Below are 17,266 nucleotides of genomic sequence, written 5' to 3' on the forward strand. Positions count from 1 at the left end.
AAAATAATTACAAAAAAGGGCTGCCTTTATATAAAAGCAGCCCTACAATATAATCCCTCAATAATTAACACTGAACTGTTCCACAAACGTGAAGTCTGTCCTGTGTTTTTATTGTATGAGTTGGGTGGTCATGATCTCCTGCCGCAGAAATTCCTAAACCACCCTGAAGTTTTTTGGATAAATCTTTATCCAATGCTGTTACGAAGCTTTCGATCTTAAGATCTTCAATTTTAAGCTTCATCTTTTTGTTGTTTTCCATAGTAAAACATTTTATAATTTGGCCTACTGTTTAAGGGTTTCGGCTTTCCCTCTTTTGTAAAGATAAACATTTTAACGCAACTAAGTTGCATTTAAATGTTAAAATTTCATGCCTACCTGTAATTTAAAATTAAAAGGATTGCTTTCTTTATACATCCAGTTCTGCCCTATCACAGAACTCCAATCCGCATTATACCTGTCTGTTACATTTCCATCCGTTATATAGCGTCTGTTTGCCAGGTTATCAAATATTCCCCTCACAAACCATTTTTTATGCTGATACATAATACTGGCATCCAGTTTTATAAAATCCGGTATACGGACTCCGGGCACATCTGTTTCCCGCAGTAAGGCTGCTGTTTGTCCTATGGCCAATGATAGTCCCTGAAGTTTTCCTTTCTGAAATTTGTACATAAACCATGTATTGATCTGATGTCTTGGAACGCTTGAAAATCTTTTACCAACAAGTTCCGGTGCATAAGGATCTTTTGAATAAACAGAATTGATATAGGAATAATTAGCTGTTAAGGTAATATTCGGGTAGATGGAACCAATTATATCGACTTCTATTCCTTTATTTCTAACTTGGTTTAGCTGCGTCATCAGACCATTTGCCGGATTCTGGGAAAACGTATTATTTCTTATAAGACGATAAGCGCTTACAGAAGTAGATAATAACCCACCAAACCAGTCCTTCTTCAACCCAAATTCAGTGTTGTAGGTTTCCATAGGCTTCCATTCTTTGCCTTGTGGATCTGTTCCCGGCATTGGCTCGAAACTCTGATCATAAGAGAAGAAAGCTGCAAAATCTTTTTCAATAAGATAAGTTATTCCTACTCTTGGACTAAAGGCATAATGTCTGTAAATCTTACTGTCGCCTTCAGGTGAAAAAGGACCTTTGAGATATCGGTTACGTTTATTCCTGCTATATCGGAAGCCAGCATCGATAATCACACGATCCCATAATTTGAAATTATTGTAGAGATAGGCTCCTATAGTTACATCTTTTGATTTTGTATAATCAATTTGATCATCAGCCTCAGGTTGAATCAGCAGGTCTCTGTTGATACCATAATTCATTTGGCTCCTGTTAAAAATAAATTCATTTGCTCCCTGGATATGTTCCGTAGTACTTTCACTGCTATTAAAATCGAATCCTGTGAGTATTGTATGAACAATATCTTTGGTCATATTATAACTGCCATTCAAAAATAGCTGAGTATTATAGGTCAGGTATTTCTGTTTATTTCTGAAACTTGAACGCAAAGCATTCCCTGCTTCATCAAACATTGGCGGATTATAGCTTTTAGTTCCTCCTAAAAGGCTCCATTGATCCAGGGGTGTACTTTTAATGGATGACTGGGATACTATTTTCCATTTATCATTGAAATTATGATTAAAGACCAGCCTTCCGTAATGCTCATCAAGCTTTGACACAGGAAGATTTGGATCTCCCTGATAATTAGCTCTCCAAGGATGTTTCTGAACCATATTTTCAGATTCATACTGAATGAAATTACTTGATTCAAGAGCTCTTCCCTGAATCATATTCCACTCTGCAAGAAGGAAAGTATTTTTGCTAAAATTATATTGGATAACAGGTGCAATGACAAATTTTCTCCGCTTAGCATAATCAAAATAATAGCCTTGTGATTCATAAGCCGCATTCAGGCGAAATGAAAGACCTTTCTCTTTTACCGCGCTTCCCAAATCAACAGAAGCTCTGTAAAAGCCAAAGCTCCCGGCAGTTATATTAGCTTCTCTTATCCTGCGGGGCGTTTTGGTATTGATGTTTAAAGATCCCCCACCTGATCCCATTGAATTGATAAATCCCGCAGGCCCTTTTATAACATCCACCTGCTCTATCAGTGCAACATCTTCTTGTGACAGGCCTCCAGCAAAAGAAGGCAATCCATTTCTGAATGTACTGACAGGGTTAAATCCACGAATCTGGGCATTGAATGTTCCGGAGAAGATATTACCAGCCCCGGTAGCATCACCTATATAAATCCCACTTACATTTCGAAGCACATCTTGTACATCAAATGCTCCCTGAAGATTGAGTAAATCACTTTTAATACTTACAATATTCTGAGGAATTTCTAATAGCTTGTCATTTCTCTTCAGGTTTCCCGAAAGACTGTCTGTTTTAATCTGCTTCATCGCGGTTAGTATGACCTCATCAATATATTTTGCAGACACAGAATCTTTTTTCTCCTGTCCATATATTAAAGAAAATGTTCCGCAAAGGGCTGCCGTTACCAGGAGGTAGTTTCTCTTCATTATTATTTTTTTATTGTTTTATTTTCTTTATCAGGAATAAGCTCCCCACACAGAATACTATGCTTATAAGCCACAAACTCCATATACCATATGTAAACTCCGACAGGTCTACTTCATGGTATTTCACTTTGAACTCTGGTATTTCTTTCAGCTCTTCCGGAGAGAATGAAGACAATGTTCTTTTTCCTTTCTCCATTGAAAAAACTCTGTTGTAAAAACAGTTTTGCCATATACGCTGAAAATCTTTAACATCTTGTTTATATTGCAGGTAGTCTTTCCGGCTGGTATGAGCTAGCAGGGTGAACAAATGTTCTGTATTTTGAACCGGATTATATTTGATTAAACTATGAGCTGTCTGATTAGCCATATTCTCATTTTTCCATAAGGAATCTACTACAGCTTTCATTCGATTTTGTTTAATCTGATAGTATCCCGCAAAAAATGCATCATTTTGGTTGTCCAGAGTGTCTGCCGGAGTATACGCTGATTTATATTGTGGATAATTTCTGTAAAAACTGTCAGTAACAGACTTTGGATTCATCGCCCATACTTCATCACTTATTAATCTGTCTTTCTCCTGGAGATCCAAAAGCTTAAGTTCAGAAGGGTTTCTCAATTGTGCTGTCTTATTAATCACCAGAGGTAACAGAAACAATAAAAAAATCCAAAGTGCAAGACACGAAAACAGGTTAAATACACTGTTTCTATCCAGAGAAATAATTATAAAACACAGAGAAAACCAAAAAATACAATATGACAGCAGTAAAAAGAACCAAAGAAATATATTCCAAACGGAAGGATATCCTGATGGAGAAAGCAACATCCCTAACGCATTTAAAAATACTGCAGCCAGAAAAACTAAGCCTAAGCGAAACGTAAGCTTAATAAACAATACACGTTTTATAGTTCCGCCCTGAAGAATCAAAAGACGGCTAATCCCATTTTCTTTTTCCGAAGAAAGAGTGTTGTATACCAAAACTATAATGAGCAATGGAATAAGGTATAAATTAACATATACAAGATCCAGGCGTCCTTCAAAAAGAATAGCAGGATTGGTTATCTCCCTGTCAACAGCGGCATAATCTGTATAATAATTAACCTTCTCCGTAACAGGAGTTACATCTTTTATTCCAGCAGCCAAACCCGTCAACGGATAAGGATAATCAAAAGCGATCCGCGGATATCGGTAATCTATTACATAGGGATTCCCTGCATTTTCTGCCTGCTTTTTTTTCTCAATAGTCAAAGTATCACTAAAAGCCTTCAGGGTATTATGATAATCTTTAACAGATTCTTTCTTTGCCTCGTCAATAGCTTTCAACTTTTTATTTGTCAAAGCATTCCCGGAGTAAATAGCATAGCCTCCGATTACAAAAAACAGAAAAAAAAGGACCCAGACAGTTGGCTGGCGAAAAATATGTTTCCATTCGTATAATAACAACATTACTCTATCCTTCATATCTTAAAAATTATTTCGCTTAATAATTAACCTGAAAGAGAAAATTAATATCAGAGTCCACAATAACAATGACAGAATAGCAATTGTATGATCATGGATAACAGATCCTGCAGCAGGGTACCTGTAGTTAAAATCCGGAAAACGGCTATAAAAATCTTGGTTATTTACTTTTACTTTCCCGGAAACAGCAATTTCAAACTCTCTTCTATTCAACCTGTTTATCATATTATTTCTATACTCTTCGGCTTTATTAAAGAAATCAATATGATGCTGTACATCTGTTCCGGTAAATGCCATAGAAAGCTGTCTTACCGCTATAAAAGGATTGATAAGTCCCATGTAATTCATAAATTCCTGCTGCTGATTAAACTTCCCCTCTACTTTCTTAGAATAAAAAGCGTTTACTTTATTTTCATAAGCTTCGGCTTGAATAAGATCAAGAGCAAAACGGACTTTTTCCGGTAACTGGTCTATACTGGCCGCATTGAACTGATTAAGATGTTTTTTTAAGTAAACCTCAGATCGGGAAGTATAATCCCCATCATTCCCAAGCCCTTTGTCGAAACCTGTTTTAACATTATGCTCAAATTCATGATAGGAAGGTAAAGGATAGAGATTATCCGCTACTGAAGTACTGAATTTAGGAATTAACAGAACGCTGAAAACCCATACCGTAATATTAGCCATTAATGAAGACCAGGACGAGCGGCTTAAAGCAGAAATCAACAAAACTCCACCTGCAACAAGCAGAAAATATACTGCATATAAAATAATCCAATATCCTGCTCTGATCAAATAACTGACAGATTCACCCTCAAAAATAAGTCCGGCAACCATTATGACCAATGATGGAACAATAAACATTAGAGCCGCAGTGTAAATAGCCATAAATTTTCCTGCCAACAGTTGCCCAAATGAGGCACCTTGTACAGATAATACCTTTAGAAATCCTTTTTCACGTTCAGAAGAAACAGAAGAAAAACCCAGTCCAATAATAATCAATGGCATAAACCATTGAAAAAAAAATGCTGTATTCAAATCGGGCCGTCTCATAAATGCTTCCAGATCCGGTAATCTGTAGGAGTGCATTTGTGGTCTTTTATGAGCTTCTACCCTATATTGATTCTCTGAATAAACATTAGTACCCGATTCCAAAAGGGATAGATAGCTGACAGGCTTAAAAAGAAATGTTCCCCAATGTGCAGCGCTATGATTATTCCGGTTCTGATCTTTCCATTCGCTGTCTATTATTTCTTTAGCTTGCTTATTTTTAGCTGATGCTGCGGTAAGCTGTACATAATTGCTCCCCCAAACTCCTAATAAAATAAATGTATAAAAGAAGATAAACAGCTTCAGTCCATTTTCCTGAAATGCTTTGAATTCATGTTTAGCTACTAAAAATGTAATTTTTAATTTAATCATTCATTTACTTTTGACCATTATTATATCAACATAAAGCTTCATCAAGAACCAATCATTATTGCAACACTGTAACAAAAATAAAAATACTTTTGAAATAAACGCATCTGTGTTGCAATAATTTTTCAAAGTTTTATTCTTGCATATAATCCAGATAAATTTTTTCCAGCTCATTGGCTGTTACATCAGAAGCTGACATTTCCTTCACCAGTAATCCATTTTTAAGGATTCCTATACGACTGCATGTCTCTCTTACTCTGAAAATATCATGTGAAGCCATCAGAATAGCCGCCCCATTTTCTGCCAGTTTCTTCAGTAAAGCAGAAAGTTCATTGCTTGCTGAAGGGTCAAGACCACTCGCCGGTTCATCCAGCAGATATACTTTGGCTTTTTTGGCATAGGCTATGGCAATTCCTACTTTTTGTCTCATTCCTTTGGAATATGTTTCCGTTTTTTTATTTTGAGAGTCTATCTGCAATCCGCAATCCGAAAGTATATTTGAAAGTTCCGCTGTGCTGTATTTTTTTCCTGCAAGTTGACAGAAATAATAAAGATTCTCAATTCCCGTCAAATAGGGATAGAGGTTTACATTTTCAGGAATATAGCCTATGATTTCCCGGGCTTCCTTCGCATTTGTTCCAGTATTTATATTGTCAAGCAGCGTTATCCCTGAATCTGGCTTTAGAAATCCCAACAACATATTCAATGTAGTAGATTTCCCTGCACCGTTCGGTCCAAGTAATCCATATATTTCTCCTTTCTGTACGGATAAAGAAAGTCCATCCACAGCCAATTTCCCCTTATAAGATTTACTTGTATTCTCAATATTTATCATAGTTTTCAATGTATTTGATTCAGATATTTAAAAATCACCTTAATGCAATATTGTTTCAAAAATAAAAATTATATTCATTATTGCAACAAAGTATCATTAATTACATCAAAATTTAAAAAGGAGGAAATAGAGAAATACAATGGCAGTAAGAGAAATCACAATACTAATACATGAGTCCGGAATAGCGTCAAGAGTATTATTTTATCTGTGTAAAAAAAACTATTGGAATTACAACCTCATAGGTTTTTGAAACCTATGGGGTTATTTATGGTATTCCATAATTAAAGAAAATAACATAAATATATTTTTGTCAAAAATTTATCTATGAAAACAATTTTATTTCTAACTTCTCTAATATTAATTACATTATCTTGTAATCAAAAACGAAATGAGTCTGGTGAAAACACAGCTTTTATTAAAACTAATATAAAAAAAGATTCAGCCATAACTTTATTAAATACAGTAGACTCAATAATGAAAAAAGCTATAAAAAAAGAGATTTCACCAAAAGAAGTTAATAAACAAATTGAGCCATTGATGAAAAAATATGAAAAATACCTTTCTGAACTTTCAACACAAGATTCTATTGAAATTCAGAAATATAGAATTGATCAAATTAATAAAATGATTGACTTACAACTAGAACAACAAAAATAATCTGATATGGAAGACAAAAACAATTCAGAAATCATCAATAGAAATCATCCTGCCTTTAATAATAAGAATGCTGAACCTTTTTACAATATTATCATGGAAGGACTGAAAGGTGAAGTAGATGGGGAGCATTTTTGGGATACAGTTTCAGAAAATGCAGTATTTGAATTTTTGTATCATATTCCAGGCTTCACCACTAAAATAGAAGGCAGAAAGGCTTATATGGATTGGTTTGGTGGATATAGCAACATACTTCATTCATCGGATAACCTAAAAGTATATAAATCCACAAATCCGAAAAATGTAATTATACTGGAATATCAGGTCCATGGTATAGTGCCTTCTACAGGAAAATCATACGGTAATCGCTTTTGCTCTGTTATCACCATTGAAAACCGCAAAATAATCCATTGGCGCGATTATATGGATTCTCTCGCTGTTATGCTTTCTGTAACGCCTGATTAACCTTTACATATCCCGTCTGAATACTATCCTATCACCAAATGGAGAGGTATTGGAAATTTTTATAATGATAGATAGTCTCTAACAGGAAATTAATAATATTTCACATTCTATTATTTTGTTCTCCATACTCATTTCCGTAATTTTATTGTCTGTAAAAACAGAACTCACATAACATTTAAACAATGGAGAAATACAATTACGGAGTGATTGGCCTCGGAGTAATGGGGCGCAATCTTCTTTATAATATTGCTGATCATAATTTTTCAGTTGCAGGATTTGATCTTGATGAAGAAAAAGTAAAAGAATTACACGATGGTGCTACTTCCGGAATGAAGGTAAAAGGGAACACTACTTTGGAAGACTTTGTATTGGCACTGGAAATTCCAAGAAAAATTATCCTTATGGTTCCTGCAGGCAAGCCTGTAGATGCTGTTTTAGAAAATATCACACCACTTCTAAGCCCGGGTGATATTGTTGTAGATGCAGGTAACTCTTACTTCGAAGATACCAACAGACGTATTGCTGATTTAGCAGCAAAAAATCTACACTTTATGGGAATGGGTGTTTCAGGAGGTGAAAAAGGAGCTAGAACAGGTCCCAGCATTATGCCGGGTGGAGATCTGGAAGCCTTCCGTCTTCTTCAGCCAATGCTGGAAGCTATTTCGGCGAAAGTTGGTAATGAAGCCTGTACTGCATATATGGGGAAAGGTTCTGCCGGAAACTATGTAAAAATGGTGCATAACGGAATTGAATATGCTATTATGCAGCTGATTAGTGAAGCATACGATTTGCTGAAAAGAGGAGCAAATCTAAACAATGACCAATTATACGAAGTTTTCAAAGAGTGGAATAACGGAGAAATGAATTCATTCCTGATTGAAATTACCCGTGATATTTTCCAACAGAAAGATACTCTTACAGATGCTTACCTTGTAGATAAAATCCTGGATAAAGCCGGAGCAAAAGGAACCGGAAAATGGACTTCTGAGCAGGCAATGGAAATTGGAGTTTCTATCCCTACCATTGATATTGCTGTGACTTCACGAATTATATCTGCTTATAAAGATGAAAGAGTTCAGGCTTCAAAACTGTATTCAGAAAAAGAAATTACAAGCCCGGAAAATACAGAATTATTCATCAAAGAAGTTGGTGATTCCTTATATCTGGCTACATTAATAAGCTATGCTCAAGGCCTTGCCTTATTAGTAAAAGCATCTAAAGAATATGATTTCCAAATCCCATTACAGGATGTTGTAAAAATCTGGAGAGGCGGTTGTATCATCCGATCAGTACTGTTAGAGAAATTTTATACAGCCTATTCCAAAAATCCGGAGCTTTCTAATATCTTGCTGGACCAGGATATCTCTGTTATCGTTAAAGAAAAAATTGCTTCTTTACGAAAAACAGCAAGCTATGCAGCTTTAAACGGAATCCCGGCTCTGGGAACTCAATCCGCTCTGGGATATTTTGATGCTTATACAACAGAATCTCTTCCGGTAAACCTTCTTCAGGCTCAGCGTGATTATTTCGGAGCACATACCTATCAGCGTGTTGATCAGGAAGGTACTTTTCACACTTCATGGCAATCTGCAAACAACTAAAATCAGGAAATAATGAGCGAAGAAAAAGTCCTGCATCCGACTACTATTATCATTTTTGGGGCAACAGGAGATTTAGCAAAGAGAAAGTTATTTCCGGCGTTTTATAATTTGTATATAGATGGCAGAATGCCTGAACATTTTAATATTGTGGCATTAGGCAGATCGGAAAATACCAATAAAAATTTCAGAAATTACGTCGTAGAAAATCTGGAAAATTTTTCCAGAAAAAAAGGGACTCCTAAAGACTGGTCAGGATTCAAATCTCATATTACCTATTTCCAGCATCAACTGGATCAGGAAGATTCCTATCAGGCACTGAATCAGAAATTAGAAGATTTAGACAAGGCATACGGAACCAGAGGAAACAGATTGTTCTATCTATCAATTGCCCCTAATTTTATTACTACAATTTCTAATCATATTAAGAATGCTTCTTTAGCTCCTGATCCTGCAAAAGATCGGATCATTATAGAGAAGCCTTTTGGCCACGATAAGCAGTCTGCCATTGAACTTAATAATCTTCTTGGCGAAACTTTTGAAGAAGAACAGATCTACCGTATCGACCATTACTTGGGGAAAGAAACGGTACAGAACATTCTGGCATTCAGGTTCGGAAATTCAATTTATGAACCTTTATGGAATCATAATTATATAGAATCGGTGCAGATTACAGTAGCTGAAGAGGTTGGTGTAGAAACAAGAGGTGCATTCTATGAGCAGACAGGTGCACTAATAGATATGGTACAGAATCACCTTTTACAAATCTTGTGTATGGTGGCTATGGAACCACCTGCTTCACTGGAATCAGGTGAAATCAGAGACCGTAAAGTGGATGTTCTTAAATCAATACGCAGAATTTCACCCGATCAGGTCGGCCATTATGCCGTAAGGGGGCAATACGGCCCGGGTATCATCAACGGTGTTGAATCTAAAGGCTACCGCCAGGAAAACGGCATTGCTCCTGACTCCAATACAGAGACTTTTGCCGCTGTAAAATTCTATCTGGATAACGAGAGATGGCAGGACGTTCCGTTCTATGTCCGCACCGGAAAGAAAATGAAAGAAAAGCATTCTTACATTACGATTCAGTTTAAGCCGCTTCCCCACTCTACATTCTCAAACAGTTCGCACCATCTTTCAGCCAACAGACTTATCATCAATATCCAACCGATGATGGATATCAGGTTGCAGTTTATGACGAAAAAGCCCGGACTTTCATTGGTTTTAGAGCCTGTGGAAATGATTTTTGATAACTTTGCCTGTCAGGAAGATACGCCCGAAGCTTATGAAACATTGCTACTGGAAGCTCTTTTAGGAGACCTTACGCTGTTTATGCGTTCAGATCAGGTAGAAGAAGCGTGGGACGTAGTAAAAACCATACAGGAGTCCTGGAAAAATAATAAAGACACCTCTTTCCCTAATTATGCAGCAGGAAGCTGGGGACCGGAAGACAGCATGGAACTTGTGAAAAGACAAGGTCATAAATGGGTGTAAACTATAATAATAAAAAAAGAAGAAATGAATATTACGGTATTTAATGATCTGGAAAAACTATATAAAAAGGCAGCAGATACATTTATTGACCTTTCAAAAAAATCTATTGAAAAGCACAATCGTTTTGTGGTAGCACTTAGCGGCGGCTCTTCTCCAAAAGCTATTTTCAGTTTGTTGGCTACTCCGGAATATGCAGACCAGGTTGAGTGGAATAAGGTTTATTTTTTCTGGGTTGATGAAAGATGGGTTCCTTTGGATGATGAGAAAAGCAATGCACGGATGACCTTTGAGACACTTCTGGATAAAGTTCCTGTTAACAAAGATCAGATCTTTCCTATGTACCAAAACGGAACGGAGCCTGAAAAGTTTGCTGAAGTATATGAACAACAGATAAGGAATGTTCTTGGAGATGAAGGTATTTTTGATTTCATCCTTCTGGGTATGGGAGATGATGGCCACACAGCCTCTTTATTTCCGGGCGAAGCAATCCTAAATGAAAACCAAAAATGGGTAGATGCTTATTACCTGAAACCTCAGGAAATGTTCCGCATCACTTTGACTGCACCTCTGATTAACAAAGCAGCAAATATTCTGGCTGTTGCATTTGGGGAATCTAAAAAGCATGCGCTGAACGAGGTACTGAATGGCGAATACAACCCTGCACTATATCCAATGCAGCTGATTAACAAAAAAGAAAGCTTTCAGTTTTTCACTGACGAGAAAGCCAAAGGATAAATTCTATAAATAAAAAGACCACTAAATAGTGGTCTTTTTTATGCTTAAAAAAAATTATTCAGATCGTTTAGGGATTCCAAACAAATAACTGGTAATAATCGGAACTACAAATAAAAGAACAGTAGTTGCCGAAATCAGAACTTCCATTGTATGACCGCTCAGAAACTCAGCCAGCGATGTGGTTGGATAAAAATGTTCGTACAATGACAATGTGAGCTTAACTCCTAAAATTGCGATAACAATAAAAGCGATGGTTTCTAAAAAAGGAAACTTTTGCATTAAACGCACAAACCATTGCGCTATAAATCTCATGGCTAAAATTCCTATAAAAACGCCTATAGTAACCAAAAGTAGATTTTTTGAAAAAGCCACAGCTGCAAAAACATTATCTATAGAAAATGCCAGATCCATTACTTCTACTAATGCTACAGTCGTCCAGAATTTCCCTAAAAGCCCCACAGAATTTCTATAGAGCCATCCGGATTCTTTGGGGTGCTGCTCTTTCTGTTCTTCTTCTCCATCTGAATTTTTATTCTTTTTAATAAACCAGTCCAGCGCAATATAAATAAGGTATAAACCTCCCAATGGTTTTACCCACCAAACAGAGATGAGTACTGAAGCGAAAACAAGCGCCAGACCACGAAATAAATATGCGCCCCATATGCCATACTTAAGTGCTTTTTTTCTTTGTTTTTCTGGCAGATCCATCACCATTGTTGCCAAAACTGCTGCATTATCTATTGATAAAAGGCTTTCAATAAGAATTAAGTTAGCAATGATGATTACAGATTTTGTTGGGTTTTGAAGAATCTCTTCAAAAAGAATAGAGAAATCGGAAAGTATCATTTATATATTAATGTGTTTTTGATTTATTTTCGAAATAACGGCACCTCCAATAGCAATCCCTATAAAATTGGTAACAGCTCTGGCCTCATTCATAAAACGGTCTACGCTATACAACAGGGCAATTTCTGACATCGGAATTTTTCCAAACCTATCTAGTGTGAACACAAGAGCTAAAAAACCTGATCCGGGAACACCTGATGCTGTTTTTGAAGCTATTGAAACAACAATAAACAGCCAGATATAGTCTGCATAATCTAAATGAATGTTATACAACTGGATAAGAAATAAACAGGCAATTGAAAGATAAATACAGGCACCGGCAAGATTAAAATTATATCCAAGAGGAATCACAAAGCGAAGGATTTTCCTGTTATAACCCTGAGATTCCATCTTTTCAAAAATCATTGGAAAAGAAGTTTTTGATGAAGAAGTTGCCAGTACAAGTACAATCTCTTCTTTGATGCTTATCAGAAAATCCCAAAGATTAATTTTGAAGAGGTAAGATACCGTTCCCAATATTCCTATAATAAAAATAATACAAGCCAGGTATACCGTTGCAACAAGTTTGCTCAACGGCAAAAGGGTATTGATTCCATATATAGAAATCCCGTAAGCTATGTTGCAGAAAACCACAATGGGAAGAGTAAAATACAGATACTTTATTAGTTTATAGAATATCTCCCTGCTGTTATCTAAGAACAGAAGAACTCTGTCTTTATTTTTAAAGAAATTGATAGCTATACCTCCTGCAATTGATAACAGAAGAAGTATCATATAGTTATTGACATACAGCAGCCTTCCGGAGCCAATTACAAGTGTTCCCGACACATATTTACCAACTGATGTAATATCGATTCCTGTATCAGCACCGGGTTTTAATAAAAATCCAAAACCAAAGCCCAGTGCAATACTTATTGTCGTAATCAGAAGAAAATAGCAAATCATTTGCATAATGACCCGAAATGCATTTTGAATACTGAAAACATAGCTGACTCCGTAAGTAATTGCAATAAAGATTACAGGCACTATCAGGAATTCCAGAATCAGAAAAAAGTAATAGCTTACAGTCCTTAATTTCTTTCCTATTTCAGGAAAATAATAGCCCGTTAATGCTCCACAGATAATTGCAGCAAATACATATAAAGAAAGACTTCTTACATATGTGTCAGTAAAAGTTTTTTGTCGGGAAACAGAACTCATCAGAAAGTTACCATGTTAAAGTATATAAGAATACAAAATTATCTAAAAACTAAATAATACCCAGAATCAATGCTCCCACAAGCATAACAATTGAAGATCCAATTGCCCACTTTAGTGTGAACTTCAGGTGATCCGAGAATTCAACACCTGCCAGAGAAACCAGCAAATAGGTAGAAGGCACCAATGGGCTTAGAAGGTGTGAAGCCTGCCCTACTAAACTCGCCCTGCCCAAAACATCAGGCGGAATTCCCAATTGGGTTCCTGTTGCCGTAATAATAGGTAATATCCCAAAATAGTAAGCATCATTGGTAAGAAAAAACGTAAGAGGAACACTAAATACTGCTGTAATAACATTCAGAAAACCTCCCCAACTCTTTGGGATAATCTCTATCATACTATTCCCCATCGCCTGCATAATACCTGTACCATTTAAAATTCCTGTAAAGATTCCGGCTCCGAAAATCATTCCTGCAACCGATAATGCATTGCCGGCATGTTTTGAAATTATTTTCTGTTGGTCTTTCAACTTAGGATAGTTAATAATTGCTGCAATACAAAATGCAATCATAAATGCAATTCCTAAAGGAATAATATCGAGAATCATTACACAAAGAAGGATAACTGTAAGTATAAAATTGATGATCAGAAGCTTGGGACGTCGAAGTGTATTATCCTCATCTCCAACGATGTCCTGCTTGTTGTACTTGGTATATTTTCCGTATTTGCTTATCCTCTTTTTTTCTTTTGTCCCTAAAATATAAGCAACAATAAAGACCCAGATAATCCCTATAACCATTACCGGAATCATTGGAACAAATATTTCAGTATGCCCAAGTTTTAAAGAGCTCATCACACGGGCTGTAGGACCTCCCCAGGGCAGAATATTCATTATACCGCCTGCCAACATAATAATACAGGTAAGCACAAGAGGATTCATTCCCTGTTTTTTGTAGAGCGGAAGCATTGCTGCCACCACAATAATATAAGTAGAAGAGCCATCTCCGTCCAAAGAAACCAATGTTGTAAGAAGGGCTGTTCCTATTGTAGTTTTCACAGGATTATCCCCTACAATTTTCAGTATAAACTGCACAAGCGGCTCAAAAAGCCCCGTGTCAATCATTAAGCTAAAATATAAGATCGCAAAAATGAGCATTACCCCTGTAAGTGCAATTTCTTTTACGCCTTCCTTCATCATTGTACCCAGTTCCGGACCGAAACCTGCTACCAAAGCAATAAGAACCGGCACCAAAACCAAAGCAGTAAGAGGCGTCATTTTTTTATTCATGATGAGCCCCATGAAAATAGCAATCATTAAAAAACCAAGAAATGTAAGCATAGCTATAAATTCGTTATGATGTTATTGTTTTTCTTTTTTTCTCCAGTCAAAATTGTTTCTGAACCCTAAGAATCCATAATTACTGGTTTTTCCTGTTTCCAGCTGGTTTATAAAAGCCAATTCAATAGCAGAATTCCTTCCTACCTTTATTCCAAACCCTGCTGTTATACGATTACTGTCAAAAGGCTCATCTTTCACCATATTCATCCTTATTTCATTCTTCAGAATTCCATATAGCTTCTCCTTCTCTCCTTTCCTGTTAAAGGGGATCCTTATGGAAAGGAGATAACGGATTCTTACAATAAATTCATCAGGGTTGTTTAGGAATCGTTCTTCCACACGAAACCTATTGGAAATGGAAGTTCTTCCGATATTACTTTCCAGAGTTACCTGCTGGAAAGGTCTTTTCTCGTAACGTATTCTTTTCGTATTATCAGAATTATAGGATTCCAGAACAAGGAACATTGCTCCGGCTGCAGGCTTTACTCCTTTTGCTACTTCATAATCGAGATATGCATTCAGCAGGAAAAGCCTTGTATCATATGCCAGGTCGAAAGAACGATACTGCGTAAGTGCTGTCAAAGTACTTTTATCCGATACCTGAGCCGTCATTAGATACTGAAACCACATATTATAATTATCTCTGCTCTGGCCTTTCGAAAAACCGGCAAAAAATATCATAACAATGAAGGTTAATATTAATTTAGTTTTCATGTAATATTTGGTTAACATTATAGTTTCTCAAATATATTTATTCGGAAAAGTGCTTCCGGAATTTTTCAATCAATGGTAATTTTTATCAACGAACAGCATTTTGAGTCGAAAAGATATTATATTTGGCAATTCCCCAAACAGGAGGTATAAAGATGTTTTTAATAGCCAACATAATTATAATATTACTGATTATAAGGATTTTATTTAACCAGAAAATTCTAAAATCACTTATGGAGTATCGCTGGAAGCTTTTGCTAAAGTTTCAGCATATTTTTTTCTTTTTCGTGTTTACTTTAATGATCTTTTTTACCGAAAACTACTTCCTCAACATGCCGGATCTTATTTGGAGTGTTATTTTAAATAGTATTTTTAATATTGGAGTTTATTATTTGGTCTATTATTATTTGGTGCCCCATTTCTACCTTTCAAATAAATATCCGGAGTTTATTCTTTACGCACTTATATGCTTTTTAGTTTCCAGTCTTTTCAGAATTCTGTGGGAGCCTGCTTTATTCAACATGAATTTCAGTAATGAAGTTTCTCATATCAGTTTCCTGTATAATGTATATATCTACCAGGGAATTGTAATATTGGTTGCATCATTTCTAGGGATTACCAAAGACAAGTTCTTAATCGAACAGGATGTTATCGATTTAGGAAAGCAGAAAGACGAGCTGTATCTCAATTTATTAAAGTCAAAACTAAACCCTCATTTCTTACTGAATACACTTAATAATATCTATGCCAACAGCTTTACACCTTCTGTAGCAACCTCTAATTCTATTTTACAGCTTAGCAAGCTTTTGCAGTACATTATATACGACAGCAGTAAAGAAAAAATAAATGTATTACAGGAGTTATCTTCTGTGGAAGCTCTTGCAGCGCTATACCAGTTAAAATATAACAATAGACTCGACCTTGTATTTGACATTCAGGATAAAGAAACGCTGGAACTTATAGAGATTCCGCCCTCTCTTTTTCTTACTCTTTTTGAAAATGCCCTGAAGCATTCTGCAATAGGAGAAAATCCGGAAAGTTTCATAAGACTATCCTGTAAAACTGAAGATCTTGTTCTAGTTTTTAAAGTCATTAACTCCTTTGATAAAAACAAAAAATCACCCATTGATACAGGATACAACGGATTAGGTAATAAGGCTATTATTCGTATATTAGAAAAATACTATCCTGAGAAATTCAACTTTTCTTCGGAGCAAGATGGTGATTTCCATTATAAAACTGTTTTAAAAATTAATTTAAATGAGTGACCTGACTGTCGTGAATATTGATGACGAATATCCTGCCCTGCAAATCATAAAACAATATTGCAAGCAGATTGAAGGCATTGATTTATTGAAATCTTTTCAGAATCCGCACGAAGCATTAATATATCTTGAAGAGAATAAAGTTGACCTTATTATACTGGATATTAATATGCCCGGAATAAACGGGATCGACCTTTTACAGCAGCTCTCCTACAAGCCGCTTTGTATTTTTCTGACATTAGAAACCCAATATGCTGTAAAAGCATTTGAACTGGATGTGGTTCATTATCTTGTAAAACCTGTAGACTTTGAGACCTTCAACAAGGCTATCAATAAAGCAAAAGATTTTTTACAGTTTAAAAACCTCTCTAATAACAGTCCGCAGAAAGATTTCATTATGTTTAAATCCGATTATATAATGAATAAAGTTTTCTTAAAAGATATTCGATGGATTCAGGGTTTCGGGGAGTATATTATCCTTATCACCCCTTTGAAAAAATATATGATATTGGAAAGAATGACAAACTTCGAGGAAAAATTTAAAGACTTCGGATTTATAAGAATCCATAAATCCTATATTGTTTTATCTTCTTCTATCAGTTCTTACGACTCTAACAATGTCTACCTAAAGGACGGACATAATCTGCCTTTAGGTAGGACCTACAAAAGTACTTTAAAGAACATTTTTACAATATAATTAAACTA

Annotated in this window: 16 protein-coding genes; 7 read left to right on the top strand and 9 right to left on the bottom strand. The window is 35.8% G+C overall.

What is annotated here, in order from left to right:
* Nucleotides 1–64: 64 nt before the first annotated feature.
* From ATE49_RS12375 to ATE49_RS12395, 5 genes are all read right to left on the bottom strand, one after another.
* Complete coding sequence (locus tag ATE49_RS12375; RefSeq protein ID WP_034872029.1) at nucleotides 65–259, bottom strand: pinensin family lanthipeptide; 195 nt, start codon at nucleotides 257–259, stop codon at nucleotides 65–67.
* Between the two features lie 98 nt (nucleotides 260–357).
* The gene (locus ATE49_RS12380; RefSeq protein WP_065082441.1) at nucleotides 358–2,541 is read right to left on the bottom strand and encodes a TonB-dependent siderophore receptor; all 2,184 of its coding nucleotides are present in this window, start codon (nucleotides 2,539–2,541) and stop codon (nucleotides 358–360) included.
* 10 nt (nucleotides 2,542–2,551) lie between these two features.
* Complete coding sequence (locus ATE49_RS12385) at nucleotides 2,552–4,000, bottom strand: ABC transporter permease (RefSeq protein WP_081278473.1); 1,449 nt, start codon at nucleotides 3,998–4,000, stop codon at nucleotides 2,552–2,554.
* Nucleotides 4,001–4,003: 3 nt separating this feature from the next.
* Nucleotides 4,004–5,422 carry a DUF3526 domain-containing protein gene (locus ATE49_RS12390; protein WP_065082443.1) on the bottom strand — a complete coding sequence of 473 codons (1,419 nt, stop codon included), beginning with the start codon at nucleotides 5,420–5,422 and terminating at the stop codon, nucleotides 4,004–4,006.
* Nucleotides 5,423–5,552: 130 nt separating this feature from the next.
* Nucleotides 5,553–6,254, bottom strand: coding sequence for an ABC transporter ATP-binding protein (locus ATE49_RS12395; protein WP_065082444.1), 702 nt, complete (start codon nucleotides 6,252–6,254; stop codon nucleotides 5,553–5,555).
* 324 nt (nucleotides 6,255–6,578) lie between these two features.
* Here ATE49_RS12395 and ATE49_RS12400 point away from each other — a divergent pair, with 324 nt between their 5' ends.
* The 5 genes from ATE49_RS12400 to pgl all read left to right on the top strand — a co-directional run bounded on the left by ATE49_RS12400 (nucleotide 6,579) and on the right by pgl (nucleotide 11,203).
* On the top strand, nucleotides 6,579–6,911 hold the full coding sequence (locus ATE49_RS12400; protein WP_059345457.1) for a hypothetical protein: 333 nt from the start codon (nucleotides 6,579–6,581) through the stop codon (nucleotides 6,909–6,911).
* A 6-nt stretch (nucleotides 6,912–6,917) separates the two neighbouring features.
* Complete coding sequence (locus ATE49_RS12405) at nucleotides 6,918–7,373, top strand: nuclear transport factor 2 family protein (RefSeq protein WP_166460624.1); 456 nt, start codon at nucleotides 6,918–6,920, stop codon at nucleotides 7,371–7,373.
* Nucleotides 7,374–7,555: 182 nt separating this feature from the next.
* Nucleotides 7,556–8,974, top strand: coding sequence for an NADP-dependent phosphogluconate dehydrogenase (gene gndA, locus ATE49_RS12410; protein ID WP_065082445.1), 1,419 nt, complete (start codon nucleotides 7,556–7,558; stop codon nucleotides 8,972–8,974).
* Between the two features lie 12 nt (nucleotides 8,975–8,986).
* A complete protein-coding gene (zwf, locus tag ATE49_RS12415; protein WP_065082446.1) occupies nucleotides 8,987–10,468 on the top strand; it encodes a glucose-6-phosphate dehydrogenase in 1,482 nt (493 codons plus the stop codon).
* A gap of 24 nt (nucleotides 10,469–10,492) precedes the next feature.
* Nucleotides 10,493–11,203: a 6-phosphogluconolactonase gene (pgl, locus tag ATE49_RS12420; RefSeq protein ID WP_059345454.1), complete on the top strand. Its 711-nt coding sequence runs from the start codon at nucleotides 10,493–10,495 to the stop codon at nucleotides 11,201–11,203.
* 54 nt (nucleotides 11,204–11,257) lie between these two features.
* On the opposite strand, the gene ATE49_RS12425 is transcribed toward pgl, so the two are convergent.
* The 4 genes from ATE49_RS12425 to ATE49_RS12440 are packed head-to-tail and all read right to left on the bottom strand — an operon-like array spanning nucleotide 11,258 to nucleotide 15,299.
* On the bottom strand, nucleotides 11,258–12,049 hold the full coding sequence (locus tag ATE49_RS12425; protein ID WP_065082447.1) for a TerC family protein: 792 nt from the start codon (nucleotides 12,047–12,049) through the stop codon (nucleotides 11,258–11,260).
* The gene (locus ATE49_RS12430; protein WP_065082448.1) at nucleotides 12,050–13,249 is read right to left on the bottom strand and encodes a cation:dicarboxylate symporter family transporter; all 1,200 of its coding nucleotides are present in this window, start codon (nucleotides 13,247–13,249) and stop codon (nucleotides 12,050–12,052) included.
* A gap of 49 nt (nucleotides 13,250–13,298) precedes the next feature.
* Entirely contained in the window at nucleotides 13,299–14,585 is a 1,287-nt protein-coding gene (locus tag ATE49_RS12435) for a CitMHS family transporter (protein WP_059345451.1), read from the bottom strand.
* Nucleotides 14,586–14,606: 21 nt separating this feature from the next.
* Nucleotides 14,607–15,299 carry a DUF2490 domain-containing protein gene (locus ATE49_RS12440; RefSeq protein ID WP_065082449.1) on the bottom strand — a complete coding sequence of 231 codons (693 nt, stop codon included), beginning with the start codon at nucleotides 15,297–15,299 and terminating at the stop codon, nucleotides 14,607–14,609.
* A gap of 230 nt (nucleotides 15,300–15,529) precedes the next feature.
* Between ATE49_RS12440 and ATE49_RS12445 the strand changes: the two genes are divergently transcribed.
* Entirely contained in the window at nucleotides 15,530–16,564 is a 1,035-nt protein-coding gene (locus ATE49_RS12445; protein WP_065082493.1) for a sensor histidine kinase, read from the top strand.
* A complete protein-coding gene (locus ATE49_RS12450; RefSeq protein WP_065082450.1) occupies nucleotides 16,557–17,258 on the top strand; it encodes a LytR/AlgR family response regulator transcription factor in 702 nt (233 codons plus the stop codon). Before ATE49_RS12445 ends, ATE49_RS12450 begins: the two co-directional genes overlap by 8 nt.
* Nucleotides 17,259–17,266: the final 8 nt, after the last annotated feature.

The organism is Elizabethkingia miricola, from assembly GCF_001675285.1.
Taxonomy (GTDB): domain Bacteria; phylum Bacteroidota; class Bacteroidia; order Flavobacteriales; family Weeksellaceae; genus Elizabethkingia; species Elizabethkingia miricola.